This window comes from Pseudomonas sp. FP215 (genome assembly GCF_030687795.1).
GTDB classification, from domain to species: domain Bacteria; phylum Pseudomonadota; class Gammaproteobacteria; order Pseudomonadales; family Pseudomonadaceae; genus Aquipseudomonas; species Aquipseudomonas salmasensis.
The window spans coordinates 4,416,943-4,438,325 of sequence record NZ_CP117447.1 but is presented as its reverse complement, the minus strand read 5'-3'; the positions used below and the strand labels follow the sequence as shown (position 1 = coordinate 4,438,325).

Here is a 21,383-nt window from a genome sequence, read left to right as displayed (position 1 = left end):
GGAAATGTCCTACAGAACGTGTCAATAGAGAAAATGCCGACCGCATCCCACCCTCACATCAGGTAGAATGCGCGCCCAGTTTTTGGAGAAGCGTATGACCCTGCTCAAATTCAGCGATGTGTCCCTTGCTTTCGGCGCCATGCCGTTGTTGGACAAGGTGTCCTGGCAGATCGCCCGTGGTGAGCGGGTGTGCATCATCGGCCGCAACGGCACCGGCAAGTCCAGCATGATGAAGCTGGTAAAAGGCGACCAGAAGCCCGATGACGGCTCTGTGTGGCGTGCCCCGGGCCTCAAGATCGGCGAATTGCCGCAAGAATTGCCGGTGGCCGACGGACGGACAGTGTTCGACGTGGTTGCCGAAGGCCTGGACGGCGTTGGCGAGTTGCTCGCGCAATACCATCACCTGGCGCAGAACTGTGTCACCGAGGAAGACCTCGACAAGCTGATGCACGTCCAGCAAGACCTCGAAGCCCGTGACGGCTGGCGCTTGCAGCAACTGGTGGACAGCACCCTGAGCCGCCTGCAACTGCCGGCCGACAAGACCCTCGCCGAATTGTCCGGCGGCTGGCGTCGTCGCGTGCTGCTGGCCCAGGCCCTGGTGTCCGAGCCGGACCTGCTGCTGCTCGACGAACCGACCAACCACCTGGACATCGGCGCAATTGCCTGGCTTGAAGAAGCCATCAAGGACTTCCAGGGCGCCGTGCTGTTTATCACGCACGACCGTGCATTCCTGCAGAGCCTGGCCACGCGCATCCTCGAACTGGACCGTGGCGGCCTGATCGACTGGAACGGCGACTACGCCAGCTTCCTAGTGCACAAGGAAGCCGCCCTGGCGGCCGAAGAAACCGCCAACGCGCTGTTCGACAAGAAGCTGGCCCAGGAAGAAGTCTGGATCCGCCAGGGCATCAAGGCCCGTCGCACCCGTAACGAAGGCCGCGTGCGTGCCTTGAAAGCCTTGCGCGTCGAGCGCAGTGAGCGCCGCGAGCGCACCGGCAAGGCCAATATCCAGCTCGATACTGCCGACAAGTCGGGCAAGCAAGTGATGGTGCTGGAGAACGTCAGCTTCCATCACCCGGACGGCCCGTTCCTGATCAAGGACTTCTCCATGGTCCTGCAGCGTGGCGACCGTATCGGCCTGCTGGGCGCCAACGGTACCGGCAAGACTACGTTGCTCAAGCTGATGCTCAGCGGCCTGCAACCGACCAGCGGCAAGGTGGAAGAGGGTACTCGCATCGACGTGGCCTACTTTGACCAGTTGCGCCACCAGTTGGACCTGGAAAAGACCGTGATCGACAACGTCGCCGAAGGCCGCGACTTTATCGACATCGACGGCCAGAGCCGCCACGTACTCAGCTACCTGGGTGACTTCCTGTTCAGCCCGCAGCGTGCGCGCACGCCGGTCAAGGCCCTGTCCGGTGGTGAGCGCGCGCGCCTGCTGCTGGCCAAGCTGTTCAGCAAGCCAGCCAACCTGCTGGTGCTCGACGAACCGACCAACGACCTCGACGTGGAAACCCTGGAGCTGCTGGAAGAGGTCTTGCTGACCTTCAACGGCACCGTGCTGATGGTCAGCCACGACCGGGAATTTCTCGATAACGTGGTCACCAGCACCTTGGTCTTCGAAGGCGAAGGCAAGGTGCGTGAATACGTGGGCGGTTATCAGGACTGGCTGCGCCAGGGCGGCTCGCCGCGCCTGCTGGGCGTGACCGAGAGCAAGTCGGGCAAAGCAGACTTGAACACGGCGGTGGTGGCTCCGGTCGCTGCCGAAGCGCCTGCACCGGCGGCTGACGCTGCGCCGGCCAAGAAGAAGCTCAGCTATAAGTTGCAGCGCGAGCTGGAAGCTTTGCCGGGTGATATCGACGCCAAGGAACAGCAGATTGCTGCGGTGGAAGCGGAAATGGCTGACGCCGGTTTCTACCTGCGCCCTGCGGCAGAGACCGCCAAGGTCATCGCCTCCCTGGAGACGTTGAACCAGGAGCTGGAAGCGTTGGTTGAGCGTTGGGCTGAGTTGGATGCCTGAGTGATCGCACCGCAATAAAAAAGCCCGGCGCTCTTCTATGAGCGCCGGGCTTTTTAATATGAAATGCGATTCAACTGTGGGAGCTGGCTTGCCTGCGATAGCAGTCTGTCAGTTAATGCATCGGGTGGCTGATACACCGCTATCGCAGGCAAGCCAGCTCCCACATTAGACCTTCATTGGTCTTACGAACTCTTTACCAGTTTGACGGCCAATACATCGCACGGCGCGCCGTGCAATACATCATTGGCAGTAGAACCCAGCAACAACGCCAAACCGTGACGACCATGGCTACCCACCACGATCAAGTCGCAAGCCTTTTCCTTGGCCAATTGGTGGATTTCCTGGCGCGGTTGGCCGTATGTCAGGTGGCAGTCATCCTTTTTCAGGTGCGGGTATTTGACAATCAAACGTTCCAGGCGCTCCTTGGCCTGGTCGAATTGTTGCTGCTGAAGCTGGGAAAGGTCCATCGGCACGTCACCACCAAAGGCCATGGCCATGGGCTCGACGATATGTACCAACGACAGTTTGGCGCCATTGGCAATCGCGGATTCCTGTGCGCGCTTGATCACTGGGTCGCACTCTTCGGTCAGGTCGACAGCGACCAGAATATGTTCGTAGGGCATGAGGCGTTCCTCCAGGGGACTGCAATAAGTTCAGTATGGCTGCTTTCAAGCGGATGGGGTTGCCGCAGATCAAATCCGCTCATCTAGAAATTCGGGAGTACACATATGACGGTCTGGATAGTGGTGTCAATCCTTGCGGTGGTTTTAAGCCCCCTGGTATGGCTGCGTCCTTCGCGCCAGCAGAGTGGGCGCATGGCCCTGCGCATGGAGGCACGCCGCATCGGGTTGGCCATGCAGTTGGCGCCTCAGGAGTGGCCGCATTGGCTCAAGCAGGAGCCGCCGAGCCCCTGTGCGCAGTACTGCCGACCGCGGCGCGGCAACACGCCGGCAACCTGGAGTTACTGGCAGTTGGAGCCGGGGCTATGGGTCAATCAGTGGCGGGAACCCTGTGTGGATGAGAAGTTGTTGCCGCATTTTGCAACGCTGCCGGCCAACGTCTACAAGGTCGAGGCCGACAAGCAGATGATTGCTTTGTATTGGGGTGAGAAGGGCGACGCTAGCGTACTCAAAGACATCGATACGCTGCTCAAGGCCCTGGCCTGACCTAAACCTTGTAGGAGCGAGCTTGCTCGCGAAAATCGCCAACGATAACGCGGGTAATCAGGCTATACGCGGCGCTCTCCAGATTTTCGCGAGCAAGCTCGCTCCTACAGAAAAGTCGAGCGATAAAAAGCCCGGAAAACCGCGCAATAAAAAGCCCGACATCATCATCGGGCTGGAGGTGGCCAGGCAGGCCGGTAAATCTGTAGGTTGCCGCTAGCCTAGCTGTGTATTGCTTTCTGTACAGCCTTTTCCCACATCTTTTCTATTATTGATCCTGTGAATATTTGAATATTGACGGGTGGCTCGCCTGTGGGCCGGGTTCTGAAATGACTGGAAAGTCGCGTTTTTACTAGCCTTTGGAGCGATTGACAATTGCTCGGAATTGGATGAAGGTGGCGTACCCAAATCAAACGGGCGTATGAATTGAGCGTTTGCCTGTCAGACGACTCATACAAAACCCGACTATCGCACTGGCGGGTGTGCCTGGCGGATTGGCGTGAGCATTGACTCAACTGTCAATGTCAAACCAGAGACCAGCGTCCAGTGTGTACTGTTCAGCTTCCATATCGTGGAGATCAGTTGATGATTTACGAAGGTAAAGCCATCACGGTTAAGGCTCTTGAAAGTGGCATCGTCGAACTCAAATTCGACCTCAAGGGTGAGTCCGTCAACAAGTTCAACCGTCTAACCCTGAACGAACTGCGTCAGGCCGTAGACACCATCAAAGCAGATGCTTCGGTCAAGGGCGTGATCGTCTCCAGCGGCAAGGACGTGTTTATCGTCGGCGCTGACATCACCGAATTCGTCGACAACTTCAAGCTGCCCGATGCCGAGCTGGTGGCTGGCAACCTCGAAGCCAACAAGATCTTCAGCGATTTCGAAGACCTCAACGTGCCGACCGTTGCTGCCATCAATGGCATCGCGTTGGGCGGCGGCCTGGAAATGTGCCTGGCGGCAGATTTCCGTGTCATGTCCGCGACGGCCAAGATCGGCCTGCCGGAAGTCAAGCTGGGCATCTACCCAGGCTTTGGCGGTACCGTGCGCCTGCCACGCCTGATCGGCGCCGACAACGCGATCGAATGGATCGCCGCCGGTAAGGAAAACAAAGCTGAAGACGCACTGAAAGTCGGTGCCGTCGACGCGGTAGTAGCTCCGGACAAACTGGCCGAAGCCGCGTTGAACCTGATCAAGGGCGCCATCAGCGGCGAATTTGACTACAAGGCCAAGCGTCAGCCGAAGCTGGAAAAACTCAAGCTCAACGCCATCGAACAGATGATGTCGTTCGAAACCGCCAAAGGTTTCGTGGCAGGCCAGGCCGGCCCGAACTACCCGGCGCCGGTTGAAGCGATCAAGACCATCCAGAAGGCCGCGAACTTCGGTCGCGACAAAGCCCTGGAAGTGGAAGCGGCAGGCTTCGTCAAACTGGCGAAAACCTCGGCTGCGCAAAGCCTGATCGGCCTGTTCCTGAACGATCAGGAGCTGAAGAAAAAGGCCAAGGCCTACGACGAAATTGCCAAGGACGTGAAACAGGCTGCCGTACTCGGCGCCGGTATCATGGGTGGCGGTATCGCCTATCAGTCGGCGTCCAAAGGCACGCCGATCCTGATGAAAGACATCAATGAACACGGGATCGAGCAGGGCCTGGCCGAAGCCGCCAAGCTGCTGGTGGGCCGCGTTGATAAAGGCCGCATGACCGCTGCAAAAATGGCTGAAGTGCTTAACGGCATTCGTCCTACGCTGTCCTACGGCGATTTCGGCCACGTCGACCTGGTGGTCGAAGCGGTTGTCGAAAACCCGAAGGTCAAGCAAGCCGTACTGGCTGAAGTAGAAGCCCAGGTCAAAGATGACACCATCCTGGCCTCCAACACCTCGACCATTTCCATCTCGCTGCTGGCCAAGGCCCTCAAGCGTCCGGAAAACTTCGTCGGCATGCACTTCTTCAACCCGGTGCACATGATGCCGCTGGTAGAAGTGATCCGTGGCGAGAAGTCCAGCGAACTGGCCGTGGCCACTACCGTTGCCTACGCCAAGAAAATGGGCAAGAACCCGATCGTGGTCAATGACTGCCCGGGCTTCTTGGTCAACCGCGTGCTGTTCCCGTACTTTGGCGGTTTCGCCAAGTTGGTCAGCGCCGGCGTGGATTTTGTACGCATCGACAAGGTCATGGAAAAATTCGGCTGGCCAATGGGCCCGGCGTACCTGATGGACGTGGTCGGTATCGACACCGGCCACCATGGTCGCGACGTCATGGCTGAAGGCTTCCCGGACCGCATGAAAGACGACCGTCGTTCGGCTGTCGACGCACTCTACGAAGCCAAGCGCCTGGGCCAGAAGAACGGCAAGGGTTTCTACGCCTACGAGACCGACAAGAAGGGCAAGCAGAAGAAAGTGGCCGACCCATCGGTGCACGAAGTACTCGCTCCGGTCATCTACGAACAGCGTGAGGTGTCTGACGAGGACATCATCAACTGGATGATGATCGCCCTGTGCCTGGAAACCGTGCGTTGCCTGGAAGACGGCATCGTTGAAACCGCCGCCGAAGCCGATATGGGCCTGGTGTACGGTATTGGTTTCCCTCCATTCCGTGGTGGTGCGCTGCGTTACATCGACTCCATCGGTGTGGCCCAGTTCGTTGCCCTGGCTGATCAGTACGCTGATCTGGGCCCGCTGTACCACCCGACCGCGAAGCTGCGTGAAATGGCCAAGAATGGCCAGAGCTTCTTCGGTTAAGTGCCCAGACGACTAGAGCGAGAATATTTATGAGCTTGAATCCAAGAGACGTCGTGATCGTCGACTTCGGTCGTACGCCGATGGGCCGCTCCAAGGGCGGCATGCACCGCAACACCCGCGCCGAAGACATGTCGGCGCACCTGATCAGCAAAGTGCTGGAGCGCAACACCAAGGTCGACCCGAACGAAGTCGAGGACGTGATCTGGGGCTGCGTCAACCAGACCCTGGAGCAGGGCTGGAACATCGCGCGCATGGCGTCGTTGATGACCCAGATCCCGCACACTGCCGCTGGCCAGACCGTCAGCCGCCTGTGTGGCTCGTCGATGAGCGCGCTGCACACCGCTGCCCAAGCGATCATGACCGGCAACGGTGATGTGTTCGTGGTCGGCGGCGTGGAGCACATGGGCCACGTCAGCATGATGCACGGCGTCGATCCTAACCCGCACATGTCCCTCTACGCGGCGAAAGCCTCGGGCATGATGGGCCTTACCGCGGAAATGCTCGGCAAAATGCACGGCATTACCCGTGAAGCCCAGGACGCGTTCGGCCTGCGCTCCCACCAGCTCGCCCACAAGGCGACTGTGGAAGGCAAGTTCAAGGATGAAATCATCCCGATGAACGGCTACGACGAGAACGGTTTCCTGAAACTGTTCGACTACGACGAAACCATTCGTCCGGACACCACCCTGGAAAGCCTGGCGGCTCTCAAGCCAGCCTTCAATCCAAAGGGTGGCACCGTGACAGCCGGTACTTCCTCGCAGATCACCGACGGTGCTTCGTGCATGATCGTGATGTCGGCGCAACGTGCCCAGGACCTGGGTATCCAGCCGCTGGCCGTGATTCGTTCGATGGCAGTGGCGGGTGTGGATCCGGCGATCATGGGCTATGGTCCAGTACCGGCCACACAAAAAGCCTTGAAGCGCGCGGGCCTTTCCATCTCCGATATCGACTTCTTCGAGCTCAACGAAGCTTTCGCCGCACAGGCCCTGCCCGTGCTGAAAGATTTGAAAGTACTCGACAAGATGAACGAGAAGGTTAACCTGCACGGCGGTGCGATTGCCCTGGGCCACCCATTCGGTTGCTCCGGTGCGCGTATCTCCGGCACTTTGCTTAACGTGATGAAGCAAAATGGCGGCAACCTTGGGGTTGCTACCATGTGCATTGGTCTTGGCCAAGGCATCTCCACCGTCTTCGAACGCGTCTAAACGTTCGGTTGACGGAAGCCGGGGCCCAGTGCCCCGGTTTTTGTTTTTTGAAACTTTTAAATTTTTTTTTCAACAAATTTTGTACGAGGGCCAGAGCATGAAAGTCGAACCCGGGCTCTACCAGCATTACAAGGGGCCGCAGTACCGTGTTTTCAGCGTGGCGCGCCACTCTGAAACCGAAGAAGAAGTGGTGTTTTACCAAGCGCTGTATGGCGAATACGGTTTTTGGGTGCGCCCTTTGAGCATGTTCCTGGAGACCGTCGAAGTTGACGGCGAGCAGGTCCCGCGCTTTGCTTTGGTCACGGCCGAAGCCAGTCTTTTTACAGGGCAATAACGGCAGGTCGCGCAGAATGCTGCGCTTGACCTCATCCGGTTGCCACTATATATAGCGTTGCCGCGTCAGGCGCCAACTGCCTTTCACTTCTCGAATTCAGGAATTTTCCGATCCATGGGCAAATCGCTGGTCATTGTGGAATCCCCGGCTAAGGCCAAGACCATCAACAAGTACTTGGGCAACGAGTACGTGGTGAAGTCGAGTATCGGCCATATCCGAGACCTGCCCACCAGCGGTTCGGCTAGCGCCAGCAAGGAGCTTGCCGCCAAGCGCGGCAAGGCCGCCGCGGGCGAAGGTCCGGTACTCACGCCTAAAGAAAAAGCGCGCAAGCAACTGGTTTCGCGCATGGGTGTGGACCCGGACCATGGCTGGAAGGCCAAGTACGAAATCCTTCCGGGCAAGGAAAAGGTCATCGAAGAGCTGCGCCGGCTCGCCAAAGATGCTGACACCATCTATCTCGCGACGGACTTGGACCGCGAAGGGGAAGCCATTGCCTGGCACCTGCGCGAAGCCATCGGCGGTGATGACAGCCGCTACAAGCGCGTGGTGTTCAACGAAATCACCAAGAAAGCCATTCAGGAAGCGTTCTCCAAGCCGGGCGAGCTGGACATTGACCGTGTCAACGCCCAGCAGGCCCGTCGCTTCCTCGACCGCGTCGTCGGCTACATGGTCTCGCCGTTGTTGTGGGCGAAGATCGCCCGTGGCCTGTCTGCCGGCCGTGTGCAATCGGTAGCGGTCAAGCTGGTGGTGGAGCGTGAGCGCGAGATCCGTGCGTTCATCCCTGAAGAATACTGGGAAGTCCACGCCGACCTGGGCACTGCCAAGGGCGCCAATGTGCGCTTTGAAGTGGCCCGTGAGAAAGGCGAGGCCTTCAAGCCGCTGAACGAAGCCCAGGCCATGGCCGCGCTGGAGAAGCTCAAGGCCTCCAGCTACAGCATCGTCAAGCGTGAAGACAAACCGACCAGCAGCAAGCCGTCGGCGCCGTTCATCACCTCCACCCTGCAACAGGCCGCGAGCAACCGCCTGGGCTTCGGGGTGAAGAAGACCATGATGATGGCCCAGCGTCTGTATGAGGCTGGCTACATCACCTATATGCGTACGGACTCCACCAACCTGTCGCAAGATGCGGTGGCGATGGCGCGTACCTATATTGAAAGCGAATTCGGCAAGACCTACCTGCCGGAGAAGCCGAACGTCTACAGCAGCAAGGAAGGCGCACAAGAGGCTCACGAAGCGATTCGTCCTTCTGACGCCAACACCACGCCTGCCAAGCTGAGCGGCATGGAACGCGACGCTGAGCGCCTCTACGAGCTGATCTGGCGCCAATTCCTGGCGTGCCAGATGCTGCCAGCGCAATACCTGTCTACTACCGTCAGCGTGGGCGCGGGCGATTTCGAGCTGCGTGCCAAGGGCCGTATCCTCAAGTTCGACGGCTATACCCGTGTGATGCCGCAAATCGCCAAACCTGGCGATGATGACGTGCTGCCGGACATGGCCCAGGGCGACACGTTGAAGCTGATCAAGCTCGACCCGTCCCAGCACTTCACCAAACCACCGGCACGTTATTCCGAAGCCAGCCTGGTCAAAGAGATGGAGAAGCGCGGTATCGGTCGTCCTTCGACCTACGCGGCGATCATCTCCACCATCCAGGACCGTGGCTACGTTGCGCTGCACAACCGTCGTTTCTATTCGGAAAAGATGGGCGACATCGTGACCGAGCGTCTGTCGGAGAGCTTCTCCAACCTGATGGACTACGGCTTCACTGCCGGTATGGAAGAGAACCTCGATGACGTGGCCCAGGGCGAGCGCGACTGGAAAAACGTGCTCGACGAGTTCTATGGCGACTTCAAGAAAAAGCTCGAAGTGGCCGAGAACCCTGAGAACGGGATGCGCGCCAACCAGCCGGTGATGACGGATATTCCGTGCACCACCTGCGGTCGTCCGATGCAGATTCGTACCGCTTCCACCGGCGTGTTCCTCGGTTGCTCGGGCTACAGCCTGCCGCCGAAAGAGCGCTGCAAGGCGACCGTCAACCTGGTGCCGGGCGATGAAATCGCGGCTGACGATGAGGGTGAATCCGAGTCGCTGGTGCTGCGCGGCAAGCATCGCTGCCCGATCTGCAGCACGGCGATGGACGCCTACCTGCTGGACGAGAAGCACAAGCTGCACATCTGCGGTAACAACCCCGATTGCAACGGCTACGAGATCGAAGAGGGCACCTACCGCATCAAGGGCTATGAAGGCCCGAGCCTGGAATGCGACAAGTGCGGCAGCGAGATGCAGCTCAAGACCGGCCGTTTCGGCAAGTTCTTCGGGTGCACCAACCCGACCTGCAAGAACACCCGCAAACTGCTGAAAAGCGGGGATGCGGCGCCGCCGAAAATGGACCCGGTGAAGATGCCTGAGCTCAAGTGCGAGAAGGTCAACGACACCTACATCCTGCGTGACGGCGCTTCGGGGCTGTTCCTGGCCGCCAGCCAGTTCCCGAAAAACCGCGAGACCCGTGCCCCCTTGGTGATGGAGATCGTGCCGCACAAGGACGAGATCGATCCGAAGTACCACTTCCTGTGTGAAGCGCCGAAGAAGGACCCGGATGGTCGCCCAGCCGTGATCCGCTACAGCCGCAAGACCAAGGAGCAGTACGTGCAGACCGAAGTGGACGGCAAGCCTACTGGCTGGAAAGCGTTCTACGACGGCGGCAAGTGGAAGGTCGAGGACAAGCGCCAAGGCGCTTGATCCGCTAGTCTGTTAACGCCAAAAGCCGTCTGTATAGACGGCTTTTGCTTACTGTAGGAGCGAGCTTGCTCGCGAAGATCGTTAACGAAAACGCAGGAAACCTGGCACCCTGCGGTGCCTGGAAGTTTTTCGCGAGCAGGCTCGCTCCTACACAGCCAGCATCACGCCTATTCGTTGTGGAGATTGCCGTCATGGCCAACGAACTCTATACCCGTACCAATCAGAAAATTTACTTCGCGGGTTTGTCCCTGGAGGCCCTTGGCCGTGCCGAGGAAGGGAAAGAGATGAATGCCATCGCGCTGGTACAGGCGGGGCGCGAAGCGGCGTTGTTCCACCTGTATGGTGCCTTGCTGGGGCTGTGCCATGAAATCGCCGGGTTCTACCGCTTGCCCCAGGCGGGCGCACCGCGGGCGGAAATGATCATGAATCGTGAAGTGCTGGATTCCATGGCCATCCCCGAGTTGGCCGAACTGGTGGAAATGGCCCAGAGCCCTGACAGTTGGGTGGCGCGGCTGCTCAAGGCCCATGCGGATATGTTTCAGCCACCGCGTATTCCCCATGTGCCCAAGGGGGATGTCACCCAGCCGCTGATTGTCGCCGTGGCGTTGGAGCAGGATGAGCCCAAGCCGTTGAGCCGTGAGGAGTTGGAAGGCTGGCGCCAGGAGTTGAAAAAGATGGCGTTGCGTTTTCGTGAAGGGCTGAACGAGTGCTGAACCTGTGGCGAGGGAGCTTGCTCCCGTGACGACCGGACAGCCGACGCTTATCGACCTGGCGCCCCAGGATCCAACTGTGGGAGCTGGCTTGCCTGCGATGACGGCCTGCCAGCCGACACCTATCTAGCTGACGCCCCGCGATCAAATTGTGGGAGCGGGCTTGCTCGCGAAGGCTGCCTGGCAGTCAACACAGTTGTATTGTGTACATATCCATTGCTGCGGTAATGGCTACATAGGGTTCCGCCCTGACGGCGGGTCACTTTGGAAAAGCCCCAAAGTAACCAAAGGGCTCTTGCCCCACCACTCGGCACCTCGCTTAGGCTCGGTGTGCCCGAACGCAGGCTTGAATCCGTGGGCCGCCGCCACGCGCCATCCATGGCGCGGGGCGGCTAACCCGGCGTCCTGCCGGGTTACCCACGAATTCAAGCCTGCGTTCGGCCAGCGTGGTTTAACGGGGCGCCTAAGATCAAAAGCCAGATCAAGATCACAAGCAGAGCGAGATCAAGAGCTACTCGCTTCGCATCGTGGTTACCGTTGGCTGCTACAGCTTGCAAAGTTCTGTGAATGCCCATGCTGCGATAGAGGTGAGTCAGAAAAGCCCAGTAATAACTGACCCACCGCCATCGCAGGCAAGCCAGCTCCCACAGAGAGAAGCGTGTTGCCCAGGACACCATTCATCAAGCCGTCAACAAACCTGTCCATATCCCCTGCGAGGCTGGGTGGATGACTGATATAATCCCAGGCCTTTCGTGGAGAACAGACTTTTATGCCAACGTCCTTTCTGGAAATTGTTGAACTGCCTGACGGCCGAATCGAACTGCGCCGGGCGGAGGACGAGGGTTCTCTGGTTATTCTGGATTTCTCCGAAGACGCCAAGGTCTTCCTGCAAGGCCAGCACGTCGAAGTGGCTAAAGCCATGTTGAGCGTGGGCGTGCAGATGGCAGGTCGCCTTGCCGAAGGCGAGCCGGAAAAAGAAGAAGGGCCGCGCGTTCTTCACTGAGTCTTTGGTGAAGGCTGCGTCTGTGGCGCGCCCGTCATTACCCCAATCGAATATTCAAACTCTGTGCATCACCCGTGCGTGCAGCGCTGATCAGTTGCTGCTTGGCGCTGGCATTCAACGGGTTCAACCAGCTCACCACCGTATGGCTGCGGCCCAGGCGCAAGGCTTCGCAGGTTAGTTGCTGGGCGCTTTGTGCGCCGCGTGGTTGCAGCAACAGGATGCGCTCACGGTTGAGCCCGGCGTCCCGCAGCCAGGCCTGGGTGAGGCTGGCGGGCGGGGCGATCAGTGTCAGCCAGCGGGCGTCCTGATCTTCGCTTAATTCGCGCAGGATAGGTGCCAGCAGGTTCAGGCAGCTCTCAGCCGCACCGCGCAACGACAATTCACTGAACGCCTCAGGTTCGCCGCCCCAGGGGGCTTCGACCGTTTCCTTGAGGATCGGCGCAAGGGGCTGGGCCATGAAGGCCTCGAACAGCGACAGTTGTGTGTGTTGTGGGGTGTGCACGAGCTGCATGATGCCTCCTTTAGCGGCGAATGACGCCGACACTCAAGCCTTCGATCACCAGGTCCTGGTCTTTCAGGTTGACTTCGATCGGGGCAAACTCAGGGTTTTCGGCCAGGAGCCAGACCTTGCTGCCTTCGCGCTTGAAGCGTTTGACCGTGACCTCGTCACCGATACGGGCCACGACGATCTGGCCATTGCGGGCTTCGCGGGTGGTATGGACCGCCAGCAGGTCACCGTCAAAGATGCCCACGTCTTTCATGCTCATGCCGTGCACACGCAATAGGTAGTCGGCGCGAGGATGGAAGAAGGTCGGGTTGATGTTGCAGGATTCCTCGACGTGCTGCTGCGCAAGGATCGGCGCACCTGCGGCGACGCGGCCGATGATCGGCAATGTCGACTCGTCGGCCTTGGCTTCGAAGCCAGGGATACGAATACCCCGCGAAGCACCCGGGGTCATCTCGATCGCACCTTTGCGAGCGAGGGCCTTGAGGTGTTCCTCGGCGGCGTTCGGGGACTTGAACCCCAATTCCAGGGCAATCTCCGCACGGGTAGGCGGGTAACCATTGTCATCAAGGCAGCGCTTGATAAAAGCCAGAATCTCAGCTTGGCGTGGCGTCAGTTTTAGCATGTTGATCGCTCTGTCTTTTTATACAGTGACTGGGATTATATACAGTGAACTGCGCTTGGCAATCATCCTTTTTAGCGGCTCCGCTGGACGGTCATCCGTCAGCCGTCCTACAGAGCAGAAGCGGCGCTGCCTACAGAGCTGCGAGGATGTGATTAAATAGTGATGAAACAGATGACCGACCAGCCGCAAAGCGGACCCCCAGGCTTGACAAGACACACTCTGAAACGTATGTTTCAAACAAGTGTTTGTTTGTCAGGCGGAGTAGCCATGGCCCAGTCGGAAACCGTTGAACGCATTCTCGATGCTGCCGAGCAATTGTTCGCGGAAAAAGGATTTGCTGAAACTTCATTGCGGCTGATCACCAGCAAGGCAGGGGTCAACCTCGCCGCGGTGAACTATCATTTCGGCTCGAAAAAGGCCCTGATCCAAGCAGTGTTCTCACGCTTTCTGGGCCCGTTCTGCGCAAGCCTCGACCGTGAGCTGGAACGTCGCCAGGCCAAGGCCGATCACAAGCCCAGCCTGGAAGAGCTGCTGGAAATCCTGGTGGAGCAAGCGCTGGTTGTGCAGCCTCGCAGCGGCAACGACCTGTCGATCTTCATGCGCCTGCTGGGCCTGGCGTTCAGCCAGAGCCAAGGCCACTTGCGCCGTTACCTGGAAGACATGTACGGCAAGGTGTTCCGCCGCTATATGCTGCTGGTCAACGAAGCGGCCCCGCGTATTCCGCCTATCGAACTGTTCTGGCGTGTGCATTTCATGCTCGGTGCCGCCGCTTTCAGCATGTCCGGTATCAAGGCGTTGCGGGCAATTGCCGAGACCGATTTCGGCGTAAACACTTCCATCGAGCAAGTCATGCGCTTGATGGTGCCGTTCCTCGCCGCTGGCATGCGTGCCGAAACCGGCGTCAGCGATCCGGCCATGGCCGCCGCCCAGTTACGCCCACGCAGCAAAACCGTACCGGTCGCCGCCAAGGTTTGATCGCTGCGGGTGGGCGCGGCCGCTTGCATCCGCTAAGCTAGCCGCCATGCCGATTTCAGCTATTTATTCACAACCCGTCGTCCTTGCCGTGCCTGGCAAGGACGACGGGTTGTGTGCGTTATTTAAGGAAGGTTTATGACTGCTGCCCTGCAAGGTTCTTTGATGGTCGACGTCGCCGGTACCTGGCTCACGGCCGAGGATCGTCATCTGTTGCGCCAACCGGAAGTGGGCGGCCTGATCATTTTTGCGCGCAATATCGAGCACCCACGCCAGGTTCGCGAGCTGAGCGCAGCCATTCGCGCAGTGCGCCCGGATTTGCTGCTGGCCGTGGACCAGGAAGGCGGCCGCGTGCAGCGTCTGCGCCAAGGCTTTGTGCGCCTGCCGGCCATGCGTGCGCTGGCGGATAACCCCAACGCCGAATACCTGGCCGAACAATGCGGTTGGATCATGGCCACCGAAGTGCTGGCGGTGGGCCTGGACCTGAGTTTTGCCCCGGTGCTGGACCTGGATTACCAACGCAGCGCCGTGGTCGGCACCCGCTCCTTTGAAGGCGACCCCGAACGCGCTGCCGTGCTCGCCGGTGCCTTTATCCGCGGCATGAACAGCGCCGGCATGGCCGCCACCGGCAAGCACTTCCCTGGCCACGGTTGGGCCGAGGCCGATTCCCACGTCGCCATTCCCACTGACGAGCGCAGCCTGGAACAGATTCGCGCCAATGACCTGGTGCCTTTCGCACGCCTTAGCAAGCAATTGGCCGCCGTGATGCCGGCGCACGTCATCTACCCGCAGGTCGATGCCCAGCCTGCCGGCTTCTCACGCCGCTGGTTGCAGGACATCCTGCGCGGTGAGTTGCAGTTCGACGGGGTGATCTTCAGCGATGACCTGTCCATGGCCGGCGCCCATGTGGTCGGCGATGCGGCCAGTCGGATCGAAGCGGCGCTGACCGCCGGTTGTGACATGGGCTTGGTGTGCAATGACCGTGCGGCGGCCGAGTTGGCGCTCAGTGCAGCGCAGCGGATGAAGGTCACGCCGTCGGCGCGGATTGCGCGTATGCGTGGGCAGGCGGTTGCGTCGACAGATTACAAACAGGATCCACGCTGGTTGGCGGCCCTCACAGCGTTGCGAGACGCTCAACTGATCGAATAAACGTTAAAGAAAGAGGCGTGGTGTAGGAAGCGTCTGGGTGTTGCTGTAGCTATCTCTTACCGCTTTGTGGGAGTCGGCCTGCTTTAAATCGCGTTGCCGACCGTTGTAGAGTGCTGCCCCATGAATGACCTTATTGCACGTATCGTCGAGTTGGATTGGCAAGAGCGCTTTGACCCTCGTTCACTGGAGCGTGGTTTCGAGTACGCTGGCGAAAGTCGTCTCGAAATTGTCGAAGTGGGAAAACACCGGTTGATCGCACGTTGCAAGGGCTCCGGTCGCAACGTCTACACCCAGGTGATCACACATGTTGTCACATCAAATTGGGCGACTGTCGAGTGTGTGTGTTCTTGCCCGGTAGCGATCAATTGCAAGCACGCGGCTGCGGCGCTGTTTATGTTGACTGTCCTGCACGAAGACCTGAACCCGCCTGTAAAGCATCAAAAGTCACCGGTTGAGCGCCTCAGCCCCCAGCTCGAAAAGTGGCTTGAAAGCATCCCTGAACCCACGCCTGTGGATGAGGAACAACCCAGGAATACGGGCACCTCTTTGCTGTATCAGCTCTCCCCCGATCCCTATTCGACGAGGTGGTCATTAGAGCTATATCGGGCGCGTGTGTCGAAGAAAGGTGACTACAGCGATATCAAGCCGCTGTACTCGATCGATGAGACGTTGCGACGTGCTCCCGCCTATATGCATGAGCTGGATACACGTATTTGTCGATTGCTGTTGTTGAGCCGGTCTTATAGTTCCTATAACACCCGTTATCAGCTGGCCGGCGAGCCAGGTGCCGAAATTCTCCAATTGGCGCTGAAAACCCAACGTCTGTTTATTGAGCAGGGCTCTGGCCTGGCGCTTAAGCCCGGCCCGGCCCGGCCCGCGCGTTTTGATTGGGCCATGTTGTCCGATGGCAATCACATTCCCAAGTGGATCAGCAACGGGCGCGAGTTGAACGAGGTATTGCCCCTTAAACCGCTTCATTATCTTGACCGCGATAACCTGGCTATCGGGGTGGTCGAGCACGGGCTGGATGACAATCTGGCCATGCATCTTTGCGCCTTGCCGGTGATTCCAGCTGATCAGGTCGCGTTATTCAGCCATCGCATCAGTTCGATATCCAAGGTGATTCCTCCGCCGCGGGAGCTGACCGAGCGTGTGGTGGATACGTTAGAGCCTCAAGGATGCCTCACCTTGGGAAGCGACGAGTCCTACGTCTACAGCCAGGCACACCATCGGCAAATGCTCACGTTTGAACACCGCGCCGCCTTGGCTTACCGATACGACGCCTGCCTGGTCAGCGGCAAAGGCACTGAGGACATCCTGTTTCTCAACGGTACCGAAACCCAACGTATCCAACGCAAGCCGTTGGCTGAAAAAGCCCTGCGCAAGACCCTCACGAAGATCGGCCTTAAAGCGGTCACTCGCAAAACCCGTGCGCTGCCTGCCAGTGCAGGAGAGATGTTCGATCTACCCACTGATGAAGCCTGGCTGCGCTTTGTTGAACGCGACCTGGCGGTTTTGCGCGAGGCTGGGTGGGAGGTGGTCATCCATCCGGGCTTCTATTACGACGTGGAGGCTGTGGACCACTGGTACGCGGATATCGAAGAGACGCCGGGTCATGAATGGTTCAACCTTGAGCTGGGCGTCGAGGTCAATGGCGAGCGGCACAGCCTGTTGCCAATCATGCTCGACTTGATGCGTCGCCAGCCCAAACTGCTCGATGCCACTTACATGGCTGAACGTGACGATGACGAGCGCGTGTTGGTCAGTTTGGGCGCCGGCACTCACACCAAAGTCGCGCTGCCTTACGGCCGTATCAAACCCCTGATGGCGACCCTCGGCGAACTCTACCTGCGCGCACCTGAAGGCGATGCACTGCGGTTGAGCGCGCCCGACGCGGCAAGGCTCAGCAACCTGGATGCAATACCTTTGGTCTGGCAGGGCGGCGAGCGGCTGCGTGATTTCGCCAAGCGTCTCAAGGAGGCCACGCACGTCAATGTACCTGCTCCCCAGGGCCTGAACGCCGAACTACGTGGCTACCAGCTCGAAGGCCTTAACTGGATGCAAGCCCTGCGCGAGTTGGACGTCGGCGGGATTCTTGGGGATGACATGGGCCTGGGGAAAACCCTGCAGGCCCTTGCCCATTTGCTCTGTGAGAAACAGGCTGGCCGCTTGCAGGCGCCTGCTCTGGCGGTGATGCCCACCAGCCTGGTCCCCAACTGGATGGATGAAGCCGCACGCTTTACCCCTCAACTCAAGGTCCTGGCGCTGCACGGCTCGCAGCGCCAGGCTGACTTCGCGCGCCTGGCCGATTACGACCTGGTCCTCACCACTTACGCGCTGCTGTCGCGAGACCTTGAAGTGCTGCAGCCTCAATGTTGGAGTGTGCTGATCCTCGACGAAGCGCAAAACATCAAGAATCCCAATAGCAAGGCAGCCCAGGCGGCTCGTGAGTTGGAGGCCGGCCAGCGTTTATGCTTGAGCGGTACGCCATTGGAAAACCACTTGGGCGAGCTGTGGTCACTGTTCCATTTCTTGATGCCGGGCTGGTTGGGTGATAGCAAGAGCTTTAATCGCGATTACCGCACGCCCATCGAAAAACACGGTAATGCGCAGCGTATGCAGCACCTCACAGCGCGTATCAAGCCGTTCCTGTTGCGGCGCAAAAAGGAACAGGTTGCCACGGAGTTACCGCCCAAGTCGGAAATCGTGCACTGGGTAGAGCTCAGCGATGCACAGCGGGATGTCTACGAAACGGTGCGTGTGGCCATGGATAAAAAGGTGCGCGATGAGATCAGTCGTCATGGCGTGGCCCGCAGCCAGATCATCATCCTCGAAGCCCTGCTCAAACTGCGCCAGGTGTGCTGTGACTTGCGCCTGGTCAAGTCTGTGCCGATGACTAAAGCGGCCAAGGCCGGCACTGGCAAGCTGGGCAGCTTGATGGACATGTTGGAAGAGTTGCTCAGCGAGGGGCGGCGGATTTTGTTGTTCTCGCAGTTCACCTCGATGCTGGCGTTGATCGAAGAAGAGCTCAAGCTGCGTGGGGTTGAGTATTCGATCCTGACGGGAGACACCGTTGACCGACGTACGCCCGTTGAGAACTTCCAAGACGGCAAGACACCCCTATTCCTGATCAGCCTGAAGGCGGGCGGGACGGGCTTGAACCTGACAGCGGCGGATACGGTGATTCATTACGACCCGTGGTGGAACCCGGCGGTGGAAAATCAGGCCACCGACCGTGCCTACCGCATCGGGCAGGACAAACCGGTGTTTGTGTACAAGATGATTGCCCGGGGCACGGTGGAGGAAAAGATTCAGGCCTTGCAACTGGAGAAGGCTGCGTTGGCTGATGGGGTGCTGGAAGGTGGCGCCAGTGCGGGTTGGAAGCTGGAGCCGCGGGATATTGAGGCGCTGTTTGCGCCTTTGCCAGGCTGAAGATCGCGGCGCGGCCATCGCAGGCAAGCCAGCTCCCACACTTGAATGTATTTACAAATCAAAATGTGGGAACGGGCTTGCTCGCGAAGGCGGCCTAACAGTCAGCGCTTCTCTTGCTTATTGGGCAACGGCGCAAACAACGCCTCAATCTCTTCATTGCCCAACTGCCAATCCCCCGTGGTCCGCCCATCCAGCACGCCCGCCGCCAGATCGGACTTCTCCTTCTGCAAGTGCTGAATTTTCTCCTCCACCGTGCCTCGGGCAATCATCTTGTACACGAACACCGGCTTTTCCTGCCCGATGCGGTACGCACGGTCGGTGGCCTGGTTTTCCGTGGCCGGGTTCCACCAGGGGTCATAGTGGATAACCGTGTCGGCTTCGGTCAGGTTCAAGCCTACGCCGCCAGCCTTCAGGCTGATCAAAAAGATCTGCAGCTTGCCGCTCTGGAAATCCTTCACCGGGGTGCGTCGATCCCGGGTCTGGCCGGTCAGCAAGGCGTAGGCAACCCCGCGTTTTTTCAGTTCGGCCTCGATCAGGCTCAGCATCGAGGTGAACTGCGAGAACAGCAGGATCCGGCGGCCCTCGGCAAACAGCTCATCGAGCATGTCCATCAGGCTGTCGAGCTTGCCCGAGCTGCTGCCACGGGCGGGCAGGGTAGCGTCGTTGACCAAGCGCAGGTCGCAGCACACCTGGCGCAGTTTCAGCAGGGCTTCAAGGATGATGATCTGGCTGCGGGCCACGCCCTTGCGGGTGATCTCGTCGCGGACCTTTTTATCCATGGCCAGGCGCATGGTTTCGTACACGTCGCGCTGGGCCTCGTTGAGGTCGACCCAGTGGATAATCTCGGTCTTGGGCGGCAGTTCGGTCGCCACTTGCTCCTTGGTACGGCGCAGCAGGAAGGGTTTGATCCGACCGTTAAGGTGCTGCAATCGCACCTCGCTGGCGCGTTTTTCAATCGGCACGCGGTAATCACGGTTGAAACTCTTCACGTCGCCCAGCCAACCCGGCAGCAGGAAGTGGAACAGCGACCACAGCTCGCCCAAGTGGTTTTCCAAGGGCGTGCCGCTCAGGCACAGGCGCTGGCGGGCATTCAGCTCGCGCGCGGCCTGGGCCGCCTTGCTGGACGGGTTCTTGATGTACTGCGCTTCATCCAGGATCAAGACGTGCAAGGGCAGGGCGGCGAGCTGTTCGATGTCCTTGGGCAGCAGGGCGTAGGTGGTCAGCAGCAGGTCGTAGTCCTGCAGGTTGGCGAAGTGTTTCTTACGCCCGGCGCCATAAAGTGCCTGCACTCTCAGCTGCGGGGTGAAGTGCGCAGCCTCATCGAGCCAATTCGGGATCAGGCTGGTAGGCATCACGACCATGCACGGCCGATCAAGGCGCCCGGCGATTTTCTCGGTAAGAATATGCGCCAGGGTTTGCAGGGTTTTACCCAGGCCCATGTCATCCGCGAGTATCCCACCCACCTCCAGTTGGCGCAGTGACTGCATCCAGCTCAAGCCTTCCAGCTGATAGGGACGCAAGGTCGCATTCAAGCCTTCAGGCGCCGCGCAGGTGAAGTCCTTGATATCGCGCAGACGCTGGGCGAAGTTGCGGATCTTCTCGCCGCCTTCCCATTGCAGTGGCAGGTCTTCCAGCGGGTTGAGGCGAATCGCGTCGGCCTTGGCCAGGCGCAGCGCGGTGGTGCCGGCTTCCTGCAGGTAAAACTCGCCGAGGGTCGCCAGCACCGGCTTCAAGCGGCCGTAGGGCAGCGCCACTTGCAGCGGGCCGTGGCCGTTGGGCAGGCCGGGGATGTTGACCAGGATCAGCTCTTCATCGCGGCGCCGCGCGAGCTTCTCCGGGTTGAGAATCTCGGTGTGGGAGCGCATCAGGTTCAGCAGAATCGGCAGCAGGCTCAAGCGTTCGCCGTTGACGATAATGCCCAACTCCAGGTCGAACCAGTCGCGTTCCGGCCCTTCATCCACCGTGGCATACCAGTCATCGACCGGGCTGAGGTCAAAGCCGAAGTCTTCATCGATCTGCAGTTCCCAGCCCTCGGCACGCAAGGTGGGCGACACATTGAGGGTGAAGTTCAGCCAGGCGCTGTCATTGACCATCTCGAACAGCTCGCCGGCACTTTCCGGCAGGGCCTTGCTCTGGCGCGTGGCGATCTTGAAGCCAAGCAGGCGCAGGTGTTCGCGATAGGCCTGCTCTTGCTCGGGTTGGCGCTTGATCCGCAGGCTCTGGGTCTCCTGGCGCACAATGATGTCGGCATTTTTTTGCCCGCTGACATAGTTGCCCAGGTAGTTGAACGACAGCGCCGCACGGTGCTGGATATAGCGCTGCATCTTGCCGTTGCGCGGCTCGAACGCGCTGAACTCGACGCTGGCCAGCCACAGGCGCGGCACCGGTGGCACGTCGTCCATCACCACCTGGGGCAGGACCACGCGGTTATCCAGCACTGCCTGGAGCTTTTCCAGCAGTTGCGCATCCTGGGCCGCTGCCGGGTAGGCCAGGGTTTCCTGAACCTTGAGCAGCACCGCCGCAATGTGTTTGCAGTTGGTGTGTACCGGGCACGTGCAGCGGCTGTCTACCAGGATCAGCAGGCCCTTGGCCGATTCGCGCAGTGAGATGGTCTGGCGGTAAACGTTGCCGCCCGAGCCTTCGCAACTGGCGGTGATGGTGCTGTCGCCGCACTCGACGATGCGCACGCGGTTTTCCAGGGCGTAGCGCCGCCCGCGCTCAAGGCTTTGCTCTTTAAAGCGATTGGCCCACGAAGGGGCCAGGGGTTTGGTCAACGACGACGTCAGGGGCATGGCGCGC

Annotated in this window: 16 protein-coding genes; 12 read left to right on the top strand and 4 right to left on the bottom strand. The window is 59.5% G+C overall.

The genetic code is table 11. From position 1 onward, the window contains the following. Positions 1-94: 94 nt before the first annotated feature. Positions 95-2,017, top strand: coding sequence for an ATP-binding cassette domain-containing protein (locus tag PSH76_RS20085; RefSeq protein ID WP_003189646.1), 1,923 nt, complete (start codon positions 95-97; stop codon positions 2,015-2,017). Positions 2,018-2,199: 182 nt separating this feature from the next. Here PSH76_RS20085 and PSH76_RS20080 read toward each other — a convergent pair whose 3' ends face one another. Further along, the gene (locus tag PSH76_RS20080) at positions 2,200-2,640 is read right to left on the bottom strand and encodes a universal stress protein (protein WP_032892849.1); all 441 of its coding nucleotides are present in this window, start codon (positions 2,638-2,640) and stop codon (positions 2,200-2,202) included. Positions 2,641-2,745: 105 nt separating this feature from the next. On the opposite strand from PSH76_RS20080, the gene PSH76_RS20075 reads away from it, so the two are divergent. The 8 genes from PSH76_RS20075 to PSH76_RS20035 all read left to right on the top strand — a co-directional run bounded on the left by PSH76_RS20075 (position 2,746) and on the right by PSH76_RS20035 (position 11,901). Continuing rightward, on the top strand, positions 2,746-3,183 hold the full coding sequence (locus PSH76_RS20075) for a hypothetical protein (protein WP_032892847.1): 438 nt from the start codon (positions 2,746-2,748) through the stop codon (positions 3,181-3,183). A 22-nt stretch (positions 3,184-3,205) separates the two neighbouring features. Then, on the top strand, positions 3,206-3,400 hold the full coding sequence (locus PSH76_RS30815) for a hypothetical protein (protein WP_098952411.1): 195 nt from the start codon (positions 3,206-3,208) through the stop codon (positions 3,398-3,400). Between the two features lie 365 nt (positions 3,401-3,765). Then, entirely contained in the window at positions 3,766-5,913 is a 2,148-nt protein-coding gene (gene fadB / locus PSH76_RS20065; protein ID WP_003189649.1) for a fatty acid oxidation complex subunit alpha FadB, read from the top strand. Positions 5,914-5,942: 29 nt separating this feature from the next. After that, the gene (fadA, locus tag PSH76_RS20060; RefSeq protein ID WP_003189650.1) at positions 5,943-7,118 is read left to right on the top strand and encodes an acetyl-CoA C-acyltransferase FadA; all 1,176 of its coding nucleotides are present in this window, start codon (positions 5,943-5,945) and stop codon (positions 7,116-7,118) included. A 97-nt stretch (positions 7,119-7,215) separates the two neighbouring features. After that, positions 7,216-7,452 (top strand): DUF1653 domain-containing protein, encoded by a 237-nt coding sequence (locus tag PSH76_RS20055; protein WP_098952410.1) that lies wholly within the window; start codon positions 7,216-7,218, stop codon positions 7,450-7,452. A gap of 114 nt (positions 7,453-7,566) precedes the next feature. Next, complete coding sequence (topA, locus tag PSH76_RS20050; RefSeq protein WP_305492806.1) at positions 7,567-10,188, top strand: type I DNA topoisomerase; 2,622 nt, start codon at positions 7,567-7,569, stop codon at positions 10,186-10,188. A gap of 191 nt (positions 10,189-10,379) precedes the next feature. Next, complete coding sequence (locus PSH76_RS20040; RefSeq protein ID WP_003189653.1) at positions 10,380-10,901, top strand: DUF6586 family protein; 522 nt, start codon at positions 10,380-10,382, stop codon at positions 10,899-10,901. A 766-nt stretch (positions 10,902-11,667) separates the two neighbouring features. Then, a complete protein-coding gene (locus PSH76_RS20035) occupies positions 11,668-11,901 on the top strand; it encodes a hypothetical protein (RefSeq protein ID WP_003189656.1) in 234 nt (77 codons plus the stop codon). Between the two features lie 37 nt (positions 11,902-11,938). Here the strand turns inward: PSH76_RS20035 and sulA are convergent, their stop codons facing one another. Next, positions 11,939-12,412: an SOS-induced cell division inhibitor SulA gene (gene sulA, locus PSH76_RS20030; RefSeq protein ID WP_005786162.1), complete on the bottom strand. Its 474-nt coding sequence runs from the start codon at positions 12,410-12,412 to the stop codon at positions 11,939-11,941. 10 nt (positions 12,413-12,422) lie between these two features. Then, positions 12,423-13,031 carry a transcriptional repressor LexA gene (gene lexA, locus PSH76_RS20025; protein ID WP_003172575.1) on the bottom strand — a complete coding sequence of 203 codons (609 nt, stop codon included), beginning with the start codon at positions 13,029-13,031 and terminating at the stop codon, positions 12,423-12,425. A gap of 267 nt (positions 13,032-13,298) precedes the next feature. Here lexA and PSH76_RS20020 point away from each other — a divergent pair, with 267 nt between their 5' ends. The 3 genes from PSH76_RS20020 to PSH76_RS20010 all read left to right on the top strand — a co-directional run bounded on the left by PSH76_RS20020 (position 13,299) and on the right by PSH76_RS20010 (position 18,584). Then, positions 13,299-14,006, top strand: a complete 708-nt coding sequence (locus tag PSH76_RS20020; RefSeq protein ID WP_003189661.1) for a TetR/AcrR family transcriptional regulator — start codon at positions 13,299-13,301, stop codon at positions 14,004-14,006. Positions 14,007-14,141: 135 nt separating this feature from the next. Continuing rightward, the gene (gene nagZ, locus PSH76_RS20015; RefSeq protein WP_098952405.1) at positions 14,142-15,152 is read left to right on the top strand and encodes a beta-N-acetylhexosaminidase; all 1,011 of its coding nucleotides are present in this window, start codon (positions 14,142-14,144) and stop codon (positions 15,150-15,152) included. 120 nt (positions 15,153-15,272) lie between these two features. Beyond that, complete coding sequence (locus tag PSH76_RS20010; protein ID WP_305492805.1) at positions 15,273-18,584, top strand: SNF2-related protein; 3,312 nt, start codon at positions 15,273-15,275, stop codon at positions 18,582-18,584. 101 nt (positions 18,585-18,685) lie between these two features. Here the strand turns inward: PSH76_RS20010 and PSH76_RS20005 are convergent, their stop codons facing one another. Further along, positions 18,686-21,376: a DEAD/DEAH box helicase gene (locus PSH76_RS20005; protein WP_305492804.1), complete on the bottom strand. Its 2,691-nt coding sequence runs from the start codon at positions 21,374-21,376 to the stop codon at positions 18,686-18,688. Positions 21,377-21,383 lie beyond the last annotated feature (7 nt).

Bases quoted from the DNA above. Each gene is read 5' to 3' on its own strand.
- PSH76_RS20080 (WP_032892849.1), bottom strand. From the start codon at position 2,640: ATGCCCTACGAACATATTCTGGTCGCTGTCGACCTGACCGAAGAGTGC.
- PSH76_RS20075 (WP_032892847.1), top strand. From the start codon at position 2,746: ATGACGGTCTGGATAGTGGTGTCAATCCTTGCGGTGGTTTTAAGCCCC.
- PSH76_RS20020 (WP_003189661.1), top strand. From the start codon at position 13,299: ATGGCCCAGTCGGAAACCGTTGAACGCATTCTCGATGCTGCCGAGCAA.
- PSH76_RS20055 (WP_098952410.1), top strand. From the start codon at position 7,216: ATGAAAGTCGAACCCGGGCTCTACCAGCATTACAAGGGGCCGCAGTAC.
- fadA (WP_003189650.1), top strand. From the start codon at position 5,943: ATGAGCTTGAATCCAAGAGACGTCGTGATCGTCGACTTCGGTCGTACG.
- lexA (WP_003172575.1), bottom strand. From the start codon at position 13,031: ATGCTAAAACTGACGCCACGCCAAGCTGAGATTCTGGCTTTTATCAAG.
- fadB (WP_003189649.1), top strand. From the start codon at position 3,766: ATGATTTACGAAGGTAAAGCCATCACGGTTAAGGCTCTTGAAAGTGGC.
- PSH76_RS20005 (WP_305492804.1), bottom strand. From the start codon at position 21,376: ATGCCCCTGACGTCGTCGTTGACCAAACCCCTGGCCCCTTCGTGGGCC.
- nagZ (WP_098952405.1), top strand. From the start codon at position 14,142: ATGACTGCTGCCCTGCAAGGTTCTTTGATGGTCGACGTCGCCGGTACC.
- PSH76_RS20010 (WP_305492805.1), top strand. From the start codon at position 15,273: ATGAATGACCTTATTGCACGTATCGTCGAGTTGGATTGGCAAGAGCGC.
- topA (WP_305492806.1), top strand. From the start codon at position 7,567: ATGGGCAAATCGCTGGTCATTGTGGAATCCCCGGCTAAGGCCAAGACC.
- PSH76_RS20040 (WP_003189653.1), top strand. From the start codon at position 10,380: ATGGCCAACGAACTCTATACCCGTACCAATCAGAAAATTTACTTCGCG.
- PSH76_RS20035 (WP_003189656.1), top strand. From the start codon at position 11,668: ATGCCAACGTCCTTTCTGGAAATTGTTGAACTGCCTGACGGCCGAATC.
- sulA (WP_005786162.1), bottom strand. From the start codon at position 12,412: ATGCAGCTCGTGCACACCCCACAACACACACAACTGTCGCTGTTCGAG.
- PSH76_RS20085 (WP_003189646.1), top strand. From the start codon at position 95: ATGACCCTGCTCAAATTCAGCGATGTGTCCCTTGCTTTCGGCGCCATG.